Origin of the sequence: Zavarzinella sp. (assembly GCA_041399155.1) — a bacterium.
Taxonomy (GTDB): domain Bacteria; phylum Planctomycetota; class Planctomycetia; order Gemmatales; family Gemmataceae; genus JAWKTI01.
In genome coordinates, this window is record JAWKTI010000003.1 from 109,784 (window position 1) to 129,721 (window position 19,938).

Below are 19,938 nucleotides of genomic sequence, written 5' to 3' on the forward strand. Positions count from 1 at the left end.
TTGACCTTGCTTAACTTATCCATTTCGTTATTGTGGGGAAAATTTTCCAGCCACTCGTGGGGAAACTCGATGCGCGCACCCGTACTGATTGCTGAATCACCTCAAACATTGGGGCACGGTCCACGTTTTCTGGCCCCACCCAATCGCAAGGTGGATAGTGCCACTGCAGCCCATTACATTGGTCGGGCACGCGATGTGGAAGATGATGTAGAAGAAATTGAAGGTGACGATTTCCTGGCGGTCCGTCATACCATTGAATTGGAAGATGGCGAAAGCGGCACCGAGACACTGGTGCTGGCTGGGCTGGAAGTGGAGAAACTGGATGACGCTCAGCGTGATGAATTGCTGGAGCAACTGCACGAACGTCTGGAAGTGTTAGGTGATGCGATGGCCGCGGTGGATTGGGATATTGCCCGCCACCAGTTTGTTGTGGAAATCGGAGAATTGGAAGAATTTCACGAATCGGCCTGGGATGATCTCCCACGTGGGGGGTATTGGGCAAATTTATTACAGAACAGTCAGCGAACGCTCAATTCCAGTCCGTTGCTGCAGGAAAAAGTGGCAGAACCTGCCCCAATGATTGTGGCCATGCCGGAAAAAGAACTCGTTTCTGAACCGATCATCCCACCAGTGCTTGAACGCATTACTGCTGAAGAAACCACTTCCACGAAGACGATTATCACCCGCGAAAAAATCGTGGAAACTATTGTGGAAGAACGCACTCGGCCACACGAAACAACACCCATACTGCATATGCATGTGGAACCACCGAAAGAGGAAATTGTTGCAGAACTGGAAACTGAAGAGGAAGAACAAGAAGAACCCATCGCAGATCAGCCACCCGAAACAGTGGCGGACCTGGCGATACTTCGCCGAGTGGAGGTAAAACCACTGGTTGTAACTCCGATGACCGTGGAGCCTTTGAAGGTAAAGCCACTGGAGCAGTCACCCAAGGCAGTTGAAAAGAAACCCGTGGAAGAACCTGTCAAGCCCGCGCCCACGCCAAAGAAAGCTCCGGAGCCAGCAGCCAAACCCGAACCAGTTGCAAAGGCCCCAGTACCCATCTATCGTGGGACGGACAAGCCCAAGAAAGAACCTATTCAGTATGAAGATCGCTTACCCACAGAGCCTGTTAAACAACATGCAGAACGGGTCAGTGAGTCAATCGATCGTAGTCGCTCGCTGCTTGATCCGGTGCCGGAGCAGAAAGTCCCCGGTGTCATCGGTATTACCAATCGTGCAGATGAAACGCCCACCCCACCAAAGGTGGTGTATCGCACTCGCCTGTTTCCGTGGTACCTGGTGGTAATGCTGGCTACCGCAATCGGCATGTATCTGTGGGTGATTGATACAACGTGGAATCAGAAGGTCACGATTACATCGTACCGCCCATCGCGTGAAGTTGTTAAGCGGATTGAAGTGCCTGTCGAAAAAATCGTTGAAAAAATCGTACAGGTGCCCGTAGAGAAAATTGTCGAGAAACGAGTCGAAGTACCTGTCGAAAAAATCGTACAGGTGCCCGTAGAAAAAATTGTCGAAAAACGAGTCGAAGTACCTGTCGAAAAAATTGTCAAAGTGCCAGCTAAGGATACCAGCAAAGAAGATCAGTGGGCCTTTTTTCAGCAGCAATATTCTCAATTAATGCGAACTGAAGATATCACAGGTGCGGCATATTTACTGAATCAGTCAGCAAAATTCCTGCCCGCATGGAAAGATATGGTCCCACTTGATTTAAGTATTTTCAAGAAAACGTATGCCGATGGGATCGAAGCAGCACTGAAAAAGCGGATTGATCTGGATAATGCCACGCACCAATTCAGCCGCGCGTACGATCATCTCGATGCCTTCGCTGATTCCCCGGATGTACAGAAATTATTACCACCAGGGGAGCAGCTTCGCCTGCGTTCCAAGTTTTTGCCTGTGATCGAGACGGAAGAAGATCGCTACCACTACGAACAATTAGTCAAGCAGGTCAATGCACCAGTTGCGAATGATCAGGCACTTCAGGTGGCTTTGGCAAAGTATCTGTCGTTGCCACGTCGGGTGAAGATGCACGACCAGGCATTGAAAGTAGTGGAATACCTGCTGTGGGAGAAAAATGGCCGTCCCACCCAGACTGCAGTGACAATTCAATGGGGAAATCTGCCCGCCCGCGAAACCCAGATTCAGATGGAACTGGGCAAAAATCTGGATGGCACCCCAAAGAAACTATTGGCACGCACCGCAGTACCCGAACGTGGGAAAACCTGGACCGAAACCATCCCCTGGGATTCAGACAAGGGGGATATGACTGGTTATCGTATCTCGATTATTCGCCCCACAACTGCGGTGGAAGGGTTTGCCGAATTTACCGATTCCAAGCGTGAAGTGTTTTATTCCGAACCTGGACAATCGAAACAAACCGTGGTTGCCCAGGAACCCGCAACCGGCACCAAGGTAATGGTCGATATCATTGGTAAACTGGATAAACCGGTATTGCCACCCTGGGATAAAACCACGCTGGCTGTGCCGGTTGCTTTACCCAAGGTCGGGCCGTGAATAAGCTGGCAATCTCTGCAATCGTCGTCGCTTTCCTCTCTTTAACTGGTGCTGCTGTCACCCTCTACTGGGTTTCCAATAACGATCCCATAGATCAATCCGAAACTCAGGCCGCCGCAGCCCAGAAGGATGCATTTTTAGAACTGGTGGGCAGCCTGAAAACGGATGAACAGCAATTTCTTACTGAAATGCAGGAAATTGTGGAATCATCCAGCTTTCCGTGGTCGGTAAGTGACGCAAAGTTAGTGCTGGATGCCACTGGAAAGTTTCCCTCTCGTGAGAAGTTGTTTGCTATCGATCACGTGACTGCGTTCACGATGTCATTGCCCAATCAAACGGAAGATCCTTTCCATTTTGTCAGTGCTGAAGACAAACGCCTGATTCAACTGCATGTGGGCGGCACCTGGAATCGTACGCGGGTACTTGAAGTGCGGAATGCCCTGGCGAAAATTGCCCCCACTTTCAAGGTGCTGGCATCCCCACCGGATTGGGAAGTGGAATCTCGTGGCGGCCCACGTCCCCAGTTGGCATATCTGGAATGGTTGGAATCAGCCCACAAAGAGGTATCTGCTGGGGTGCGTCTGACGAAATTGGAACAGTGTTCGATTCCAGCATTCAGCACATTGGACGCACAGTTATTGCGGCACATGGCAGCAGTGTGGAACTGCCCGGCAGCTAAAAAGGCATTTCCCCCAGAACTGTTTGGAAATTTGTATGAGGGAAATCGCTTAGTTGCACTGCCTCCAAGTTTGAAGACGTATGAAGCACTGATCAGTCAGCGTGTCATGAATGAAAGGCAACAATTGTTCGGTGGGGAACCTTCCGAAGAAGCAATTAGTGCGTTGAACGAGATTTATGGGATCCGCATGGGCCAGTTTCTGGAAACTGTCGCCGGTTTTCCACATCAATAGTGTCAGCACTTTCTTCAGCAATCAACCGATCTTCAAAGCACAAATCGCTTTCTATTGTCTAGGATAATGAATGAGAATATATTCATGATCCTGAGGACAGGATGCATCTGATTTCAAAAACTTCAATAACGTTGCTGTTGAGTTTCCTTCCGTGTCTTCCTCTCGTTGGTGCAGAACTGATCGACGATGTTCCTACGTTACAGAAGCGATTACAATCTGCCAAGGCAGGCGAACTACTGGAGTTGGGGGCAGGAAAGTTTGTCATCCCTGGTTCAATCAGCATCCCCAGCGGTGTGCAGTTGAAAGGCGCTGGGATTGATCAGACGATCTTGCTGCCCCACCCAGATTGGCAGCCAGCCACCACAAGTTTGCCAGATCCTGAAATGAAATTACAGGGTCTGGATCGCACCGCATACCTGTTACAAATCGCGGACAAAGGGGAAAAAGTTCAGATCAGTCACCTGACATTACAGGGGCCCCAGGTGCATGGAGCCCTCTTTGCCTGGCAGCCAAAAGGACTGCATCTTCATCATGTCAAAATTGAAAACACTTTATGGTCAGGTATTCGCACATTTGGAATGTCGCAGGCAAAAATCCACGATTGTATTTTTGTCAATGCCGGTGGGAAATGGTCGAAAGGCCAGCCATCCACAAAAGGTGGTATTACAGGAGGGGCATTTTTGCTATCTGGATGTCTGATACGGAAATTTTCAACAATCGATTTCTACGGACAAAAGAGGAAAAAGGGTACGAGTACTACGGCATCAAGGTGCGACAAGCGAAACGTTGTCGCATGCATCACAATACGATTGAAGTGAATTTTTCAATGGAGTTCCCGTTCAAGAACGATGAAGATAACGAAATTGATCACAATGTTTTGCACGGTACGATTTCGATACCAAAGTATGCTGGTGGTGCAGTACCGAAAAGTGGAAAAACATTTCATATCCACCATAACTGGTTTCGCGACAGCTATTCGATTGAGTTTGTGCGAAATGGTGTTGAAATTGACCACAACCTTTTTGACTTCGACCTAAAGAAAGACCACGGCAATCTGATTTCAGGATTTGGGCAAGCTGCTGCAAAAGGCCCAGCAACTTTTCACCACAATCTTGTGAATAACCCAGGGCGTGGTGTCATCTGGATTAACGAAGTTTATAACTATCTGGCTGTTCGAAACAACCATATTCGCACCCAAACGACTGCAACTCCACGCAAGGAAGGTCTGTTTGGCTTCAATAAAGAATCCGATTTTTCTACGATCGAAATTTCTGACAACATTATTGAATGCATCGGGGAGAGTCGTCCTTTACTGCGGAATGAAGCAAGTTATCTGGCAAAGATTGAAAATAACCGACTGAGCAATGTCGCTGACAGTGGGAAGTATGAAAATAAAAAATTGAATCGTCCTGTAGGACCCGGTACCGCTACCCCTTTTCGTTGCGGTGTGGCTGGGGAATACCTGGTCGATGGTTGGAAGGTGTCTCTGATGAAAAGAGATTGAGGATTTTTGATTAGATGAGTCCCAGTTCTCGTTCAATGCGCTGGATCAGGTCTTTAATCCGCCATTCACGGTCACCACAGCGGATCCGTTCATTCTTGTCGAGCCAGCCACGTACTTTTTTCTCGGCCGCAACTGCCCCACTGTGGGTCTTGTTGCCATAGTGCCTGCTGATTTCCTGAAACGTCGCAGGAGTATGCTTACGCGACAGGTAAATCGTCAACATCCGGGCATGACTGACCGACCATGCCTTACTGCGGGAACGTAAACTACTCAGGCCAATATTCACCACACTGCAAATGGCGACTTCAATCTGCTCCAGAGTGATTGTTTTCGCTGATTGCTTTAACAGATCACCCAACGCATCTTTCGCCAGCTCCAGGTTGATCGTTTTGCCCGAGACGCGTGCATAGTGCTTCAAAGTATTGATGGCACCTTCAATCTCGCGAATATTACCCCGCAGACGGGATGCCAGGTACTTCAGCACCTTTTCCGGAATGCTGATCCCGGCGGTTGCCATTTTCGACCGCATCACCTGCAGACGCGTTTTTTCGTCGGGTGGAAGCACACCAACAATGGTGCCCCCAGTCAGACGATCCAGCAGCTCGGGCATCAGGTCTTCACAAAACCGTGGGTGACAATCCATCGTCACAACAATCTGACAACCATCAGAAAGAAGGTTATCAAACGTGTGCAGAAACTCTACCTGGGTCTTCTCTTTCCCCACAAGGAAGTTCAGATCATCCACCAACAGTGCAGCACAATTGCGAAACTGTCGCCGAAACTGGCTTTGTTTGCTCTTGTGCATGGATGAAACGAAGCGATTGACAAAATCCTCTGCCGCCAGGCACATGATCTGACCATCGTTAAACTTTCGTTTCAATCCAACATACACCCCATCCAGCAGGTGGGATTTCCCAGTGCCTGTAGGGCCGTAAATCACCAGTGGGTTGGCATCCTGGGCAGGATCATCCACCACACTCTGTGCCGCAGCCAAAGCCAAACGGTTACAATCGCCCGCGACAAAATCGTTCAACGTTTTCCAGCGTCGACTCCCCACCGTTTTTCGAGGTGGTTTCGTCGTCTTACCAGAACGAAGTTTCGAGCTTGCAGCATGTCCTGGCTCAGTTAATGGCTGAGTTGCAACAGCTTTTGCCTTCGCAGTTTTACGTTTGCCAGCTGTGGCATGAGCCTGCTCGTCCTGACGAGCTTGCTGAAACAGTTGCGGGTCGACACCAAATCGACATTGAACCGGCATTCCGAGAATCTCTTCTGCCGATTCCACAATGTCTACTGTGAAGGTCTTCTGTATCCAGTCCGAGTAATAGTTATTCCGGGCACCAACTGTAATGATACCATCCTGGAATGAAAACTTGGCATTATCCAAAAACCATAGGTCATATCGCTTTCCAATGCGGCGGCGGAGTGCTTCCGCCATGGTTGCATTCAAATCACCATTTTCACGACCACGCGGACCAACCTCGTGTTCGGTCTCAAGTTGCGACGGCACGGAATCTCTCCCGATTTGGCAGTGCAGATCAATTGCACCGGCTCAAGAGAGGACTTACTTGTCGGATCGGTTGGGAGACCGATATGTCGACGGCTCGGAATTACCTTGGGTAGGCAGGATATATTCTGGAACCTAGACGGGAAGATGCAGCAAAAAGAATCTTTAGAAATATGATCGAATCAAGAAATTTTGAAGATAATCCGCACAACCAATGGAAGTAATTTCTTCGAAAATCTGCGATATGAAACCTTGCAGGCTGGTTCTAATTACTGGATATGACGGGATTTAGGGAAAAAGTGGCCCAGAAATGTGTACACAAGTTCAAAAAATGATGCTCTTTTGAGCGTTAAAATGAAAATCCGTTCACTAATTTCGTTAAAATGAAATTTTGGTTATTTTATGGTTAATTCGCACTAATTGGCACAAGAATTGATGTAAGTTCTTACGCACGAACCACCTGCTGTCTGTGGGAACACCGCGTTTGCCCAACCATGGTGCGGTGCATACCATAACGATAGTTCTGTTTGGCACCCACTTCGGAGATATCATGATTGCACCAGTGCAATGGCTTGAGAAAAATCATGAGAATATTGTGAGAAATTTGGCCGATCTGGTTGCCGTTTCTAGCATCAGCACCGATGGCGACCATGGACCAGAGATTGAACGCACGGCACAGATTACCTGCCAGCAAATGCGGGAAGCTGGTTTACAAAATGTGGAAATCCTCAAAGTGGGTGGGTCGTTGCCCTATGCTTACGGCGAATGGATGGACGCACCCGGCAAACCGACAGTGTTCCTGTATGCCCACCACGATGTCCAGCCGATTAACTACCCCGATCAGTGGGAATCGGCACCTTTTCAACTTACCCGCCGTGGAGAGCGTCTTTATGGTCGTGGTTCTGCCGATGATAAAGGTGCTATCGTTGCCCAGCTCGCAGCGATTGCTGCCTACCTGAAGACCGAAGGCAGCTTGCCGGTCAACATCAAAATGCTGGTGGAGGGTGAGGAAGAGATTGGTTCCAAAAACCTGATTGAGTTTTTTGAACGCCACCGCGAAAAGCTGTTTTCGGATGTGATCGTAGTATGCGACACCGAAAATGTTGAAATTGGCCTGCCCTGCATCACCTATTCTCTTCGTGGCGTGGTTACACTGCATGTCGAAGTGCAAACTGGCTCAATACCGGTCCACAGTGGCATGGGGGGTGGCTCAATCGCCGATGCTGCAATCGCAATGAATGTCGTGTTATCGCGACTATTCGCCCAGAATACCCCCTATCCGATCCCAGGTTTTTACGACAATGTTCGCCCAGTATCAGAAAAAGAACGGGCTTCCTACGAAAAAATTCCAGGTGATCTGCAAAAATGGCGACAGGACTGCGGAGTCGTTGGCGATGTGCAGTTGGCGATGGAAACAGGTTTAACACCCTACGAGCAAACCTGGCGTCGACCTGCGATCACAATCATCGCACAGGAAGCTAGTTCGATCAAACAGGCCTCGAATCAAGTACTGCCGAAAGTGCAGGCCTTGGTCAGTTGCAGGATTGTGCCCGATATGGACCCGAAAAAGGTGGTCGAAGATCTGACCAAAGTCCTGACTGACAACCCACCGTGGGGGGCGCAGGTGCGTGTCAAAGAACATGGGGCTGCAGTCAGTTGGTGGATGACTGATCCCAACGGGCCGGCATTCGAGGCCGCCATGGCATCACTCAGACAAGGATTTGATCGTGACCCGGTGGCAATCGGCTGTGGGGGTACGATTGGCTTTGTTGGCCCGCTGGCAGAACTGTTTGGAGGGGCACCAGCTTTGTTACTGGGTATTGAAGACCCAGCCAGTAATGCCCATGCACCGAACGAAAGTCTCCATGAGGGCGACTGGAAGAAACTGATGGTTTCGCTGGTGCATCTGTTTCACCACTTAAGCAATGTTCCAGATGGAAAGGTAAAATGACCGCCCACCCACCGTTGGTAAGCATTGAAGGGCTGTGCAAGACGTTTCCGGGCCCTGATGGAATGCCATTTGCTGCCGTTGATGACCTTTCTTTTGATGCGTTTGCGGGTGAAGTAGTGGGTTTGCTGGGTGCGAATGGTGCCGGTAAGACCACTACGCTACGCATCCTGTGCACGCTCTTAAAACCTACCGCTGGCTTCGCGACCGTGGCTGGCTACGACATTCTTCAAAATCCAGACGATGTGCGTCGACAGATTGGCTTTCTTTCTGCGAATACGGGCATTTACGAACGACTCACCGCACGTGAAATGGTTGAGTACTATGGAAAGTTGCACGGTTTGACCGGAAATGAACTTCGGGAGCGTGTGGATAGTCTTTTCGATGCTTTTCAAATGGCAGATATTGCACAAAAGAAAGGCGGTACACTCAGCACCGGTCAGAAGCAGAAAGTTTCCATTGCACGTGCTCTGGTCCACGAACCCCCAGTTCTCATTTTTGATGAACCCACCATTGGTCTGGATGTGCTGGTGCAACGGATCGTTCTTGATCAGGTGTTGGCACTTCGAGAGCAGGGAAAGTGTATTCTTTATTCCACCCACAACTTCCGGGAAGTGGAAAAACTCTGTACTCGGGTCATTATTATCCACCAGGGCAAGATTCTGGCTTCTGGCACATTGGCCGAGTTGAAAGCCACCTACGGAAAAACAGACATTGAAGAGATATTTTTTCACCTGGTGGAGCCAAATTCGCGCATCAGCTGAAATTTATGGTTTGACAAAATTTTCTGCTAGTAACTACCCGAATTCTGCCCAACTTGTGGTCATTTCCTGCCCACAAACACAAAAAATTCTTGTCAGTGTTACAGAATTATGAAAATCACAACATATGCTACTTTTTAATAACGAAAATTCGCTCGCAATAGGCTTTCTCGCTTGAACGCCGTGTCTCACTCTACACAGAAAACAAAATTCCACGAGCACGTATCGGCGGATGCTGTGCGGCTACTGGAAAACCACCATGATTCGGTCATCATTACTGACCTGCAGGGGATCATCCGCTATTGGAATCCGCAAGCCACTGAGACGTTTGGCTACCACGCAGATGAAATGGTGGACCAGCTGCTTTGGTCGCGGTACCCTGTGGAATTGCAAGGTGATTTGCAGGCAATTATCCAGCAGGTGGCCGATGGCGGGCGGTTTTCGGGGGAATACCACGATTTTCGCAAAGATGGCAGCAGAATCTGGATCGAAGCCACTGTAGAACAATTTTTCGATCAATCAGGGAATCTTTTTGGGCTGATAGGCATCTCAAAAGAGATCACAGCCCGAAATAAAGTTTTTCATCATCAGGTAAACCGATTTCAACGTTTGAACGTAGCACTTTTGAAGAGTGGGGTTGCCTGTTGGGAATTCCGATGCGATACGTTTGCAATCAATTGGGAGGTGGGTCTTCCTCAACTGCTGCACCGCCCACCGCAAACCAGTTTTGCGCACCAGGATGATTTGACAAGACAAATTGTCCCTTCAGATCGATCCCGCCGAGAGCAGATTGTTCGCAGCGCAGCGACAAAACAGGAAAATTATGAAGTAAATTACCAGATTGTCACCAGTACTGGTGAGTTTTATTGGGTAGGAGAATCAGGGCAATTTCAGTTGGATGCGGCGGGCCAGTCGAACACATTTCTTGCAATTGCTCGAGATATTACAGAAAAAATACTACGTGAGCAGGCATTGGAGCAGCACCAGAACATGCTGCTTTCTGCCCAGAAACTGGCACGAATCGGCTCCTGGGAATACGAGGTCAGCAGCGAAAAATTTCTCTGTTCTGATGTCTTTTGTGAACTGCTTCGAATCACCGATCAGCATGCTGGGATCAAAGTGGCAGACTGGGTAGGGTTAATCCCACCGGAAGAGCGGCATACATTTGTTGAATCATTTAATATTGCTGTCAAGCAGGGAGTACCATTTGTACTGGACCACCGCGTCATCTACCCGGATCTGAAAGAAGCTTATTTTCAGTGCCGAGTCGATATCATTTCTGATCCATTTGGTAAAGTTGTGCGGCTGCGCGGAACCACGCAGGATATCACGGACCAAAAGAAATATGAAAATATTCTCAGAACCAATGAAGAGAGATTGTGGCAATTAATCCATAGCGTCGATGCAGGGATTATGCTGATTGATCCCAATTTCCGCATGCTGGATCTCAATCAGCGTGGGATGGATATACTGGGCATTTCCCAACGTGATGTTGTGCAGAAAGGATTGTTTCAGCGGGAATGGCTATTGCGGGATCTTGATGGGAATTTGATTCCCAATGAGCAATATCCCGTTTACCGAGCAAGAATGTCTTTGTCGACGATAAAGGCGGAAGTCTACCAGATCGACGTCCCGAATACCAATGAACGGCGCTGGTTGACCGTAAGTGTTGATTTGATTTTTGATGCTGCCAACGCGTTGCAATACATGGTCTGTTCTTTCGTCGATATCAGTCGTGAAAAGAAATCGGAACTGGCAGCGAAACAACAAGCACAATTGCTGAAAACAGTCTATGCTGGAGTTGATTTTGGTATTTTCTCAATTCAGGTTTGCCAGGGAATTGCACTTGGGTTTACCAGCATGAACAGCTTTATGGAAAAGCTGTTTCAAGGAAGAATTGATGAAGTTTGTCATCAGGGATTGGAACATCTGGCGCCACAGTACCTGAGCGAAGATTATGTGTGGCAGTTGCAGTTACAACTAGAGCAGTGCATAGAAAACAAATCCCCATTTTCATACGAGGAATTTCGCGAGTTTCACCATCATTCCGGCTGGTGGCTCACACGATTGTGCCCAATTACGGATCGCAACGGCGAAGTCCAGGCGATCTTGGGGATGATTCTGGACATCACCAGCCAGAAGTCAGCAGAAAATGCGAATCTGGAATTACGTGAACGCGCGTTGCAAGCACAGAAACTTGAAGCTATCGGCCATCTGGCAGCAGGAGTAGCCCACGAAATCAACAACGTTCTTACCGTTGCAATATGTAACGCAAACGAAATCCATGAACGATTGCCCGCAGAATCTGAAATGCGTAATGATGCGATGGAAATCGTAGCCCGTTGCGAACTTGGCACGGCAATAACCCAGCAATTGCTTGCTTTCAGTGCCCGCCAGGTGCTGCAACCAGTAATTCTGCATATCCCCGAAGTAATTAAAACGCTGCGTCGTTTCTTACAAACCCTGCTTGGCGAAGCGATCAGCATTCAGACATTCGTGCCGCACGATCTGTGGGTCTGCAAGGCCGACTACTATCAATTCCAGCAGGTGCTGATGAACCTGATGGTCAACGCCCGAGATGCCATGCCTCAAGGTGGCGAAGTGACGATCCAGGCACAGAACACGCTGGTTGATGATGGATTGAGTCTGTTGCTGTCGGATGTTCCGCCTGGGGAATATATCGAATTATCGATTACCGACACCGGAACTGGAATGTCCCAGGATACCCTGGAACATATTTTTGAACCGTTTTTTACGACTAAACCACGTGGGAAAGGAACTGGACTGGGGCTTTCTACTGTATTTGGCATTATTCAGCAGTCGGGTGGTTACATTACTGTAAACAGTAAACTCAATGTTGGTACTACCTTCCGGATGTTTTTCCCAAGAGCCCATCGTCAGGAACCACTTTCACCGCTGCCACAAGGTAGAGATTTGTCCCACCTGGGGAATGAAACGATCCTGCTTGTGGAGGATGATCAGACGATTCGGAAATCCTTGTCGCGGGTAATGGACCGGAAAGGTTATCATGTGATCAGTGCCAGTAATGCTGCGGATGCCTACGAACTGATTTCGAACATGGACCAGCCGTTCGATCTGATGATCACCGATGTGATTATGCCTGGTATGACCGGTTACGAACTGGCAGAACGCCTCTGGCTGACCAATCCCGATCTACAAGTGATCTTCATTTCAGGCTATATGGAAGACGAAACACTGAAACAGAACATTAAGCACCGTTCAGTAGCTTATCTGCAAAAGCCATTCAGCCCCACCCAACTGCTGGAAATTATCCGGTTGCAACTCGACCCATCTCAACAAAATCACAATTCATAATACAAATCAAGTTCTACCCAAGTTCGGTATTGGGCACTATTTCCAAATTCGTTGGCATAGTGCTGATAACAATTTTTTAAAAATTCACAAAATACTTTTGATCGACACAAATTATTACCAGATAAGCAGTTGCGGCAAATATTTTTTTCGAAAATTCGTCCTGGCGAGAAAAAAGTTGTCAGAATTGAGAAGCTCGTGGATATATTATATAAGCGTGGAAATAATTCCATGCTTTAAAAGTGATCTTTGACAACTCGGTAAATTTGATGCCCCTTACACCTGCAGTACGCCCGTTTGCAGTGGTGCGCTGCCTGGGTTTCTGCACGCAATCTGCAAATAACGAATCAGCCTGGTTCGGGTATCTTCGGGTGCGATAATCGCATCCACCCACAAGCGGGCTGCGGCATAGCAAATGTCGGTTTTCTGCTGGTATGATTCCCGCACTTTCTCTGCAAGGTCTGCCAGTTCGGTGCCTTCAGGTTCTTTACCTGCCCGCTTTAACGCAGCTATCTGAATATCCAGGAGTGTGGCAACTGCCTGGTCTGCTCCCATAACTGCGTAACGTGCGTCAGGCCAGGCAGCAATAAACCTCGGATCAAACGCCTTCCCGCACATCGCGTAGTTGCCTGCACCAAACGAGCCACCAGTAATCAGCGTGATTTTGGGAACCACAGAATTGCTGATAGCGTTCACCAGTTTGGCACCCGAGCGAATGATTCCGGACTGCTCTGCTTCCTTGCCCACCATAAAGCCGTTGACGTTTTGCAGAAAAATAATGGGCAAGCGTTGCTGGTTGCACACCAGGATAAAGCGTGCGGCCTTATCGGCACTTTCTGCATAAATCACTCCGCCATATTGCATTGCACCGTGGGCAGGCTTCGTATGCTGACGCTGGTTGGCTACAATACCCACCGCAATACCGCCCACGTGGGTGGTACCGCACACCAATGATTGACCGTATTCCTGTTTGTATTCATCGAATACGCTTCCCTGGTCGGCAATGGCAGCAATTAATTCTCGGCAATCATATTCTTTCTGCTCAGTGAATTTTTTCCAGTTCGTCCCACGTGGGAGTTCATGTGGTACATAAGGCAACGTGGGATCTGCAGGTAAATTGCTGACCAGTCGCCGTAATCGTTCCAGGCAGGCAGCATCATCCGGTTCGTGATAATCAATGGTACCACTGATCGAAGCGTGCATGGTAGCTCCGCCCAGTTCTTCGTGGGACACCTGTTGGCCGATTGCAGCTTTGACGAGCGCTGGACCTGCCAGATACAGTCCACTGCCTTCCGTCATCAAAAGTTGGTCGCAGAGCACGGGCAGATAGCCCCCACCAGCAACGCAATTGCCCATGATTGCGGCTATCTGTGGGATGCCTTTGGCGGAGATGACGGCATTATTGCGAAAGATTCTGCCGAAGTCATCTTCATCTGGAAATACATCTTCCTGCAGTGGCAAAAAGACACCAGCACTGTCCACCAGATAGATCAGGGGAAGTTGGTTTTCCATCGCAATTCGTTGAGCCCGCAGCACCTTCTTGCATGTCATTGGGAAGAACGCCCCAGCTTTCACGGTGGCATCGTTGGCAATAATCATCACACTCCGATCTGCCAACTTTCCAATGCCGGTGATTACCCCAGCCGAAGGTGCCCCGCCCCAATCCTGGTACATGTCCCACGCGGCCCACAAGCCCAGTTCTTCAAAATCATCCTGAACCAGGTGGGCAATCCGTTCGCGTGCGGTCAGTCGATTTTTCTGGTGCTGGCGTTCAATTGCAGTCGCACCACCACCTTCACGGATTTTTGCTTCGATATCACGAAGTTCACGCATGATTTACTCTTTCGGTGCCAGGGTAGAAGCCTTCGAGCCGGGCGGATGTTGCTTAATACGGTCAGCATATTCTTTACTAATTCGATCTTTCACAAGCCCACGTCGAATCAATTCTGTTTCAGGAACTTCGCCAAGATCGTTGGTATCTTTAATCCACTGATCTAGAGCCTTGCGAAATTCCTGGATCTTTTCCTGGTGGGCAGGAGAATCAATCAGGTTGACCACTTCATGGGGATCTGCCTGAGTATCATAAAACTCTTCTTTAGGCTTGGTGGGTGCAAAGAACAGTTTCTGAACATCATTCAACTTCCCTTCGGCAGCCAGTCTTCGCCACTCTTTCATCGTTGGCATTTCGTCCATGTATAACAGATGCTGGGCGTAGGGCAGCTGAGGGTAAAAATTGCGAATATAACGATACCGCTGATCCCGCACCGAGCGAATACGATCGAACGTTTCGTCCATTCGGTCACGCGCAGTAAAAGCATATTTCTGCACAACCGCAGTTTTACCTAAAAATGGCTTCCCTTGCATATTCGTTGGGATTTGTACATTTGCAAGGTGCAGCATAGTGGGGCCAAAATCAATGAAGCCCACCAGGTCTTCCCGCACGGAACCGGGCTTGGTCCAACCGGGTGCACTCACCATCAAAGGTGCCCGCGACCCGCTATCGTAACACCAGCGTTTCCCACGTGGCATCCCCCAGCCGTGGTCACCAAAGAACAGCACCACTGTGCTTTCCCACAATCGGTGTTTATCCAAATAAGCAAGCACATCTCCCACCTGATAGTCGAGTGCGGTCACATTATCGTAATAGTTGGCAACGTCCCGCCGCACCACGGGCGTATCGGGATAATACGGTGGCAGTGGGGCTTTTGCTGGATCATGCAACTCTGCTGGTTTTAACCGCACTTTGTTTTTCTGTTGCTGCCCGGCACCTGCACGGATCTGGCTTTCGTGACTTATTGTAAAGTTGATGTATGCGAAAAATGGTTCTTTCGGCGGTGCCTGATTCAACCACGGTTTGGTGCTATCAAACGCATCTTCCGGAACAGCGAAATTGAAGTCTGTTTTTCCCGGCCACATCACGCGGTACCCCGCTTTACGCAGTTCTGCTGTGAACGTGGTTGGCGGCTTCAGCAACGTCGATCGCATGTGGTGCGATCCCATCGTGGTGGGGTACATTCCGGTGATCATTCCAGATCTTGTCGGAGCACACACGGGTGCGTGTGTAAAACAGTGAGTGAAACGCGCAGATCGTCCGGCTAACTTGTCGAGATTGGGTGTGATAGCGTATTTGTCGCCATAGCACCCCAACGTGGGGCTGATATCTTCCGCACCGATCCAGATAAAATTCAGTCGTTTGCCTTCCTGGGAAAAACCGATCCCACAGAACAGCAAACTGAAAACAACGCCCAGGTGATAACGCATGGAGAGACTCCCTCGGGTATATTTGCAAAGCTTATTTTAGCTGGTCTGTTTGCTGTGCCCACCAAAAGACGGATTTGGCAGGTGATTCGCTGGCAATGTTAATTAAGTAGTTGAACGCATTTCCTTGATTTTTTCTCGTTAAAGCACATCAAATAACTGATATGACCACGTTGCTGACCCTGACACCTGCCGGCCTCTACTGCCCAGTGGGGGCTTTCCACATTGATCCATGCCGTGCAGTCCCACGGGCAGTGGTGACGCACGCCCATTCTGATCATGCTCGCCCCGGTTGTGAACGATATCTTATCCTGGAGGATGGCATTCCCGTTTTTCGCACACGGCTGGGAAATCGGTGCGATGTGGTTGCACTGCCCGCGGGAAAAACGATCCAGCGTAACGGTGTTACTATTTCACTTCACCACGCTGGCCATATTCTGGGATCTGCCCAGGTGCGGCTCGAATATCGTGGGGAAATCGTGGTGATCACGGGCGACTACAAAATCCAGTCCGATCTCACATGTGCAGCTTTCGAACAGTTGCGATGTCATACGCTGGTGACCGAATCAACTTTCGGGTCTCCACTTTATCGGTGGGAAGAACCACACGTGGTGATCGACCAAGTGAATCGCTGGTGGCAGTTTAATGTTGATCATGGTTGTATTTCGGTTATTTTTGGCTACTCTCTCGGGAAATCACAGCGGATTCTTGTGGCACTCGAACGTACAATTGGCAACATTTATGTGCACAAAGCGATTGCCCAAATGAACGAAGCCTATCGTGCCTGTGGAGTAATTTTCCCACCGATGACCACTTTGGAACTGGATACGATCATCCCCACCAATTCGATTGTTGTCCTGCCACCGGGTTCGCGTAACGCCATCGAACAATTGTCCACAATCGCCCCTGTTCGCACAGCAACGGTTTCCGGTTGGATGCAGTTGAAATCCTTTCGCCAGAGAACTCCCACTGATGCCGCTTTTGTGTTATCGGATCATGCAGACTGGGCCGGATTGAACAGTGTGATAACTGCCAGTCAAGCAGAAAACATTCTGGTGACCCATGGTGCATCTGCATTGTTGGCACGGTGGTGGCAGGAAAAAGGAAAAAATGCACAAGTCCTTACCCACGAGTCATTTGCTGCAAGTACTGCTTCCGAAGACGATCCCACCTTCGCTGGGGGTGCATAAACGAAGATGCACCCATTCTGCAATCTCCATTGGCAACTTTCACAGGCCAGATCTGCCAACTTACGTCAACAGTTGGTGCACGAGTTTTTTCGGAAGGCAGATGTTGAAGATGCCTGCTGGGCAGTTTACCTGCTGAGCCCGGCAGCGAAGCCGTTTCGGAAGAAGATCAAGCAGCTTGAAGACTACTTTTTGCCCCACTGTCAGCTGCCAGTGTGGGTCATTGACGAGTGTCGGGCACAGAACAGCGATCCGCTGGAAAATCTTGCTTACCTTTACCCACAGGATACGCTGGTGGGATATCGCCTTGCCAAAGCAATCGCAAGTATGACCGATTGGTCGAATCATTCTGCTCCCAGTGCGACTGATACATGGTGGTCGACGATTTCACCCTATGATCGCTATCTGTGGTGGCAATTTCTTTATCGTGGCTTCCGTCAAGTGCTTTCCCTGCAAGAACTTGCAACGATTCTTCAGTATCAGTGTTCGTTTTCTGTTTCTCAGATTCAGTGGTGCCTGCATCAACCAATCAGTGTTGCCAACTTCGCAACAATTGTCGCGAAAGTGACAGAACAGGCACATGAACAATGGTTGCACAATTTACTTGAACAGTTGCCACAACTTGATGACGACTTCACATTAGGGCAGTTTCCTAATATAGACAAACATGTTGTAGCTGAGGATTTCCCAGCAGAATATTACACCTTTTTGAATGTACAACCTGCATTGCCAGTGCAGTTAGCAATTGCAGAAAGCACCGTTGCGTTGTGGTCATCATCAGGTGCATTGCTCAACCATCTACAACCGAAAATTGTGGAACAGGCACGGAAACTTCTCCCACTGGGTACCCGCTTGTGGGGGGAACTGAGCAATACTAAGAACAATTCGGGACATTTCCATGGCTATGATGTAACAGAGTGGGCAGGAAAATCGCTTGTCGATTTGCTATTTGCTGATCGATGGGAACGACTTAATGCCGAACTGGCTGGGCAAATAATGCCAAACATGGATCGAGTTCATCTCTGTCAGCGGCTTTTACCCAAAGATACTGTACGACAACTTTTTCTGGATCAAGGACTGTTGTCGATACTTGCCATCCCATTGGAAGCGAAAGGTTCAGAACAAAAATGGATTTGGTTATCCCCACCGGAAATCCGACTTGTCGTGGTTCTGCTGTACGCTGTTAAAATTGCCGGACAATGGCAAAGCTATACTTTTGGTGTGCGGGATGGTACCGAGTTCGTATCGATTGCCTCGGTGAATTCCCATGAACTTTCAGCTGAAATGAAAACGCAATTCACAGAATTTATCCGTACACAAAGGCTGGAACGTTCCGGGCGAATTGCCACGGTGCCTCCGAAATTCATCGTCGAGATCGAGGCAAAACAGATTGTCAGCAGTGCTCGTTCACCCGCGGGTATTCGGGTTCGTGAAACACGCATTATGCAAGTGATTGCTGAGGAAAAACTTACAGGAATCAGCCTGCTGGATGAACTTTACCTTCAATCTGGAATCCCCAGACAGAATACATGAATTGAAAAGCGTCCAAGCTCTTGTGCCAGTTTACTTTTTCTCTGGTTTCGGTTCATCGCCAGGTGCATAAATGGAGTGCAGTAATTTCGCGTTGCTGTCATAAACGCGAACGATGCCCTCTTCACCACCCGAAGCGATCATTTTGCCATCGGCACTGATGGCAACGCAGTAAAGAAAATCACTTGCTCCAGCGAAGGTGCGTTCGTTGCCACCATTATCAGAGTTCCACTGTTTGACTGATTCATCGCCACTGACAGTAAGCACTTTGTTGGTTTTAGGAATAAAGACCAGGCGGGTTACCTGCTTTTTGTGGGCATTAATAGTTCGGGTTTGTTCGCCCTTTTCAAAATCCCACACTTTCACCACGTTGTCTGCACCGCAACTAACCAGGCCTTTGTTGTCTGCACGCCAGCCAACATCCAGGACATGGTGGGTGTGCCCCTCGAACGACTTAATCAATTTACCAGCCGGAACATCCCACACTTTGACAAACTTATCCGCGGCACATGTTGCCAGTTTGGTGCTGTCGGGGCTGAAGCAAACACCATAAACCGAGTCGCTATGGCCGTTTTTAATATTGGCGACCTGTTGGAATCCACTGGTTTCGAATACTCGGATTTCCCCGTCTTCCGTGGGTGGACCACCACCAGTGGCCAGATACTTGTTGTCTGGCGAAAAATGCAATGCCAGCACGCGATCATTGAAGCCATCAATGACCTGCTTTAATTCGGTTTTCTGCATGTCCCAGATGGCCACTTCCTGAAAGCTGCCTGTCGCCAGGTATCTGCCGTCCGCAGAATAGGCCATGCTTTCAATCAAAGAAATGTGAGCTGCGTTCGCCATTTTGCCAGCAGCCGTTTTCAGTTCTGGTCTTAAAAGAGTTTTGATGAGCTTGCCATCAGCAGTATTGAACAGGTGGAGTTGATTCCCACGAGCCATCGCCACTGTTTTGCCATCAGGTGAAAGCCCGACTGCCCGGACAGGTTTTACCAGTGCGGGTGGTAGGTTCAGCACCACTTTAGGGCGGGTATATTCCCCACTGCTGGTTGGCGGTTTCGCACCTTCATCGATCCATAATTTGATCAGTGCCAGTTCCTGCGGAGTCAACGGGACTTCGTCGCTCGGCGGCATAATTGGCTTTTTCAACCTGGCGCAAAGCTGGAACAGATAACTTTCTGCCGACTTTCCCGGGATGACAGCAGGGCCTTTCTTACCACCTTTCATCAGTTTGTCATAGGTGGAAAGATCCAGCTTTCCGTTGATTTCTTTGCCAGAATGGCAAACAAAGCACTTGTTGACAAAGATTGGCAGTACTTCTTTTTCGTAAACAACTGGTTCTTTCCGATCCAGTTTCACATCTGGAATTGGCTCCAGTTTCTTCTGTGCAAACAGGCCGTGGGTCGCCAGCACCAGCAGCATCAGCACGCAATAATATTTTTTCATGGTAATCGTAATATCCTT

The 19,938-nt window shown here is 49.0% G+C and carries 13 protein-coding genes; 9 read left to right on the forward strand and 4 right to left on the reverse strand.

Annotation, left to right across the window (positions count from 1 at the left end; genetic code table 11):
* Positions 1-69 precede the first annotated feature (69 nt).
* From R3B84_14565 to R3B84_14580, 4 genes are all read left to right on the forward strand, one after another.
* Positions 70-2,538, forward strand: coding sequence for a hypothetical protein (locus tag R3B84_14565; protein ID MEZ6141791.1), 2,469 nt, complete (start codon positions 70-72; stop codon positions 2,536-2,538).
* Entirely contained in the window at positions 2,535-3,449 is a 915-nt protein-coding gene (locus R3B84_14570) for a hypothetical protein (GenBank protein ID MEZ6141792.1), read from the forward strand. The genes R3B84_14565 and R3B84_14570 overlap by 4 nt, the downstream gene beginning before the upstream one ends.
* Before the next feature lie 101 nt (positions 3,450-3,550).
* Positions 3,551-4,267, forward strand: coding sequence for a hypothetical protein (locus R3B84_14575; protein MEZ6141793.1), 717 nt, complete (start codon positions 3,551-3,553; stop codon positions 4,265-4,267).
* Complete coding sequence (locus tag R3B84_14580; protein MEZ6141794.1) at positions 4,156-4,953, forward strand: right-handed parallel beta-helix repeat-containing protein; 798 nt, start codon at positions 4,156-4,158, stop codon at positions 4,951-4,953. Before R3B84_14575 ends, R3B84_14580 begins: the two co-directional genes overlap by 112 nt.
* A 10-nt stretch (positions 4,954-4,963) precedes the next feature.
* On the opposite strand, the gene R3B84_14585 is transcribed toward R3B84_14580, so the two are convergent.
* Positions 4,964-6,460: a DnaA/Hda family protein gene (locus R3B84_14585; GenBank protein MEZ6141795.1), complete on the reverse strand. Its 1,497-nt coding sequence runs from the start codon at positions 6,458-6,460 to the stop codon at positions 4,964-4,966.
* Between the two features lie 547 nt (positions 6,461-7,007).
* Between R3B84_14585 and R3B84_14590 the strand changes: the two genes are divergently transcribed.
* The 3 genes from R3B84_14590 (at position 7,008) to R3B84_14600 (ending at position 12,502) form a co-directional block, all read left to right on the forward strand.
* Complete coding sequence (locus tag R3B84_14590) at positions 7,008-8,408, forward strand: M20/M25/M40 family metallo-hydrolase (protein ID MEZ6141796.1); 1,401 nt, start codon at positions 7,008-7,010, stop codon at positions 8,406-8,408.
* On the forward strand, positions 8,405-9,169 hold the full coding sequence (locus tag R3B84_14595) for an ATP-binding cassette domain-containing protein (GenBank protein ID MEZ6141797.1): 765 nt from the start codon (positions 8,405-8,407) through the stop codon (positions 9,167-9,169). Before R3B84_14590 ends, R3B84_14595 begins: the two co-directional genes overlap by 4 nt.
* Before the next feature lie 234 nt (positions 9,170-9,403).
* The gene (locus tag R3B84_14600) at positions 9,404-12,502 is read left to right on the forward strand and encodes a PAS domain S-box protein (protein ID MEZ6141798.1); all 3,099 of its coding nucleotides are present in this window, start codon (positions 9,404-9,406) and stop codon (positions 12,500-12,502) included.
* A 273-nt stretch (positions 12,503-12,775) separates the two neighbouring features.
* On the opposite strand, the gene R3B84_14605 is transcribed toward R3B84_14600, so the two are convergent.
* Both R3B84_14605 and R3B84_14610 read right to left on the reverse strand, forming a co-directional pair.
* A complete protein-coding gene (locus R3B84_14605; protein ID MEZ6141799.1) occupies positions 12,776-14,332 on the reverse strand; it encodes an acyl-CoA carboxylase subunit beta in 1,557 nt (518 codons plus the stop codon).
* Between the two features lie 3 nt (positions 14,333-14,335).
* Positions 14,336-15,760 (reverse strand): sulfatase, encoded by a 1,425-nt coding sequence (locus R3B84_14610; protein MEZ6141800.1) that lies wholly within the window; start codon positions 15,758-15,760, stop codon positions 14,336-14,338.
* A 161-nt stretch (positions 15,761-15,921) separates the two neighbouring features.
* Here R3B84_14610 and R3B84_14615 point away from each other — a divergent pair, with 161 nt between their 5' ends.
* Positions 15,922-16,947: a ligase-associated DNA damage response exonuclease gene (locus tag R3B84_14615; GenBank protein ID MEZ6141801.1), complete on the forward strand. Its 1,026-nt coding sequence runs from the start codon at positions 15,922-15,924 to the stop codon at positions 16,945-16,947.
* Positions 16,948-16,953: 6 nt separating this feature from the next.
* Positions 16,954-18,477: a hypothetical protein gene (locus R3B84_14620; GenBank protein ID MEZ6141802.1), complete on the forward strand. Its 1,524-nt coding sequence runs from the start codon at positions 16,954-16,956 to the stop codon at positions 18,475-18,477.
* A gap of 30 nt (positions 18,478-18,507) precedes the next feature.
* Here R3B84_14620 and R3B84_14625 read toward each other — a convergent pair whose 3' ends face one another.
* On the reverse strand, positions 18,508-19,920 hold the full coding sequence (locus tag R3B84_14625) for a c-type cytochrome domain-containing protein (protein ID MEZ6141803.1): 1,413 nt from the start codon (positions 19,918-19,920) through the stop codon (positions 18,508-18,510).
* Between the last annotated feature and the right edge of the window lie 18 nt (positions 19,921-19,938).

What these genes read in the sequence shown, in the direction of transcription:
- R3B84_14565 (MEZ6141791.1), top strand. Translation starts at nt 70, where the DNA reads ATGCGCGCACCCGTACTGATTGCTGAATCACCTCAAACATTGGGGCAC.
- R3B84_14575 (MEZ6141793.1), top strand. Translation starts at nt 3,551, where the DNA reads ATGCATCTGATTTCAAAAACTTCAATAACGTTGCTGTTGAGTTTCCTT.
- R3B84_14590 (MEZ6141796.1), top strand. Translation starts at nt 7,008, where the DNA reads ATGATTGCACCAGTGCAATGGCTTGAGAAAAATCATGAGAATATTGTG.
- R3B84_14595 (MEZ6141797.1), top strand. Translation starts at nt 8,405, where the DNA reads ATGACCGCCCACCCACCGTTGGTAAGCATTGAAGGGCTGTGCAAGACG.
- R3B84_14605 (MEZ6141799.1), bottom strand. Translation starts at nt 14,332, where the DNA reads ATGCGTGAACTTCGTGATATCGAAGCAAAAATCCGTGAAGGTGGTGGT.
- R3B84_14610 (MEZ6141800.1), bottom strand. Translation starts at nt 15,760, where the DNA reads ATGCGTTATCACCTGGGCGTTGTTTTCAGTTTGCTGTTCTGTGGGATC.
- R3B84_14615 (MEZ6141801.1), top strand. Translation starts at nt 15,922, where the DNA reads ATGACCACGTTGCTGACCCTGACACCTGCCGGCCTCTACTGCCCAGTG.
- R3B84_14620 (MEZ6141802.1), top strand. Translation starts at nt 16,954, where the DNA reads ATGCACCCATTCTGCAATCTCCATTGGCAACTTTCACAGGCCAGATCT.
- R3B84_14625 (MEZ6141803.1), bottom strand. Translation starts at nt 19,920, where the DNA reads ATGAAAAAATATTATTGCGTGCTGATGCTGCTGGTGCTGGCGACCCAC.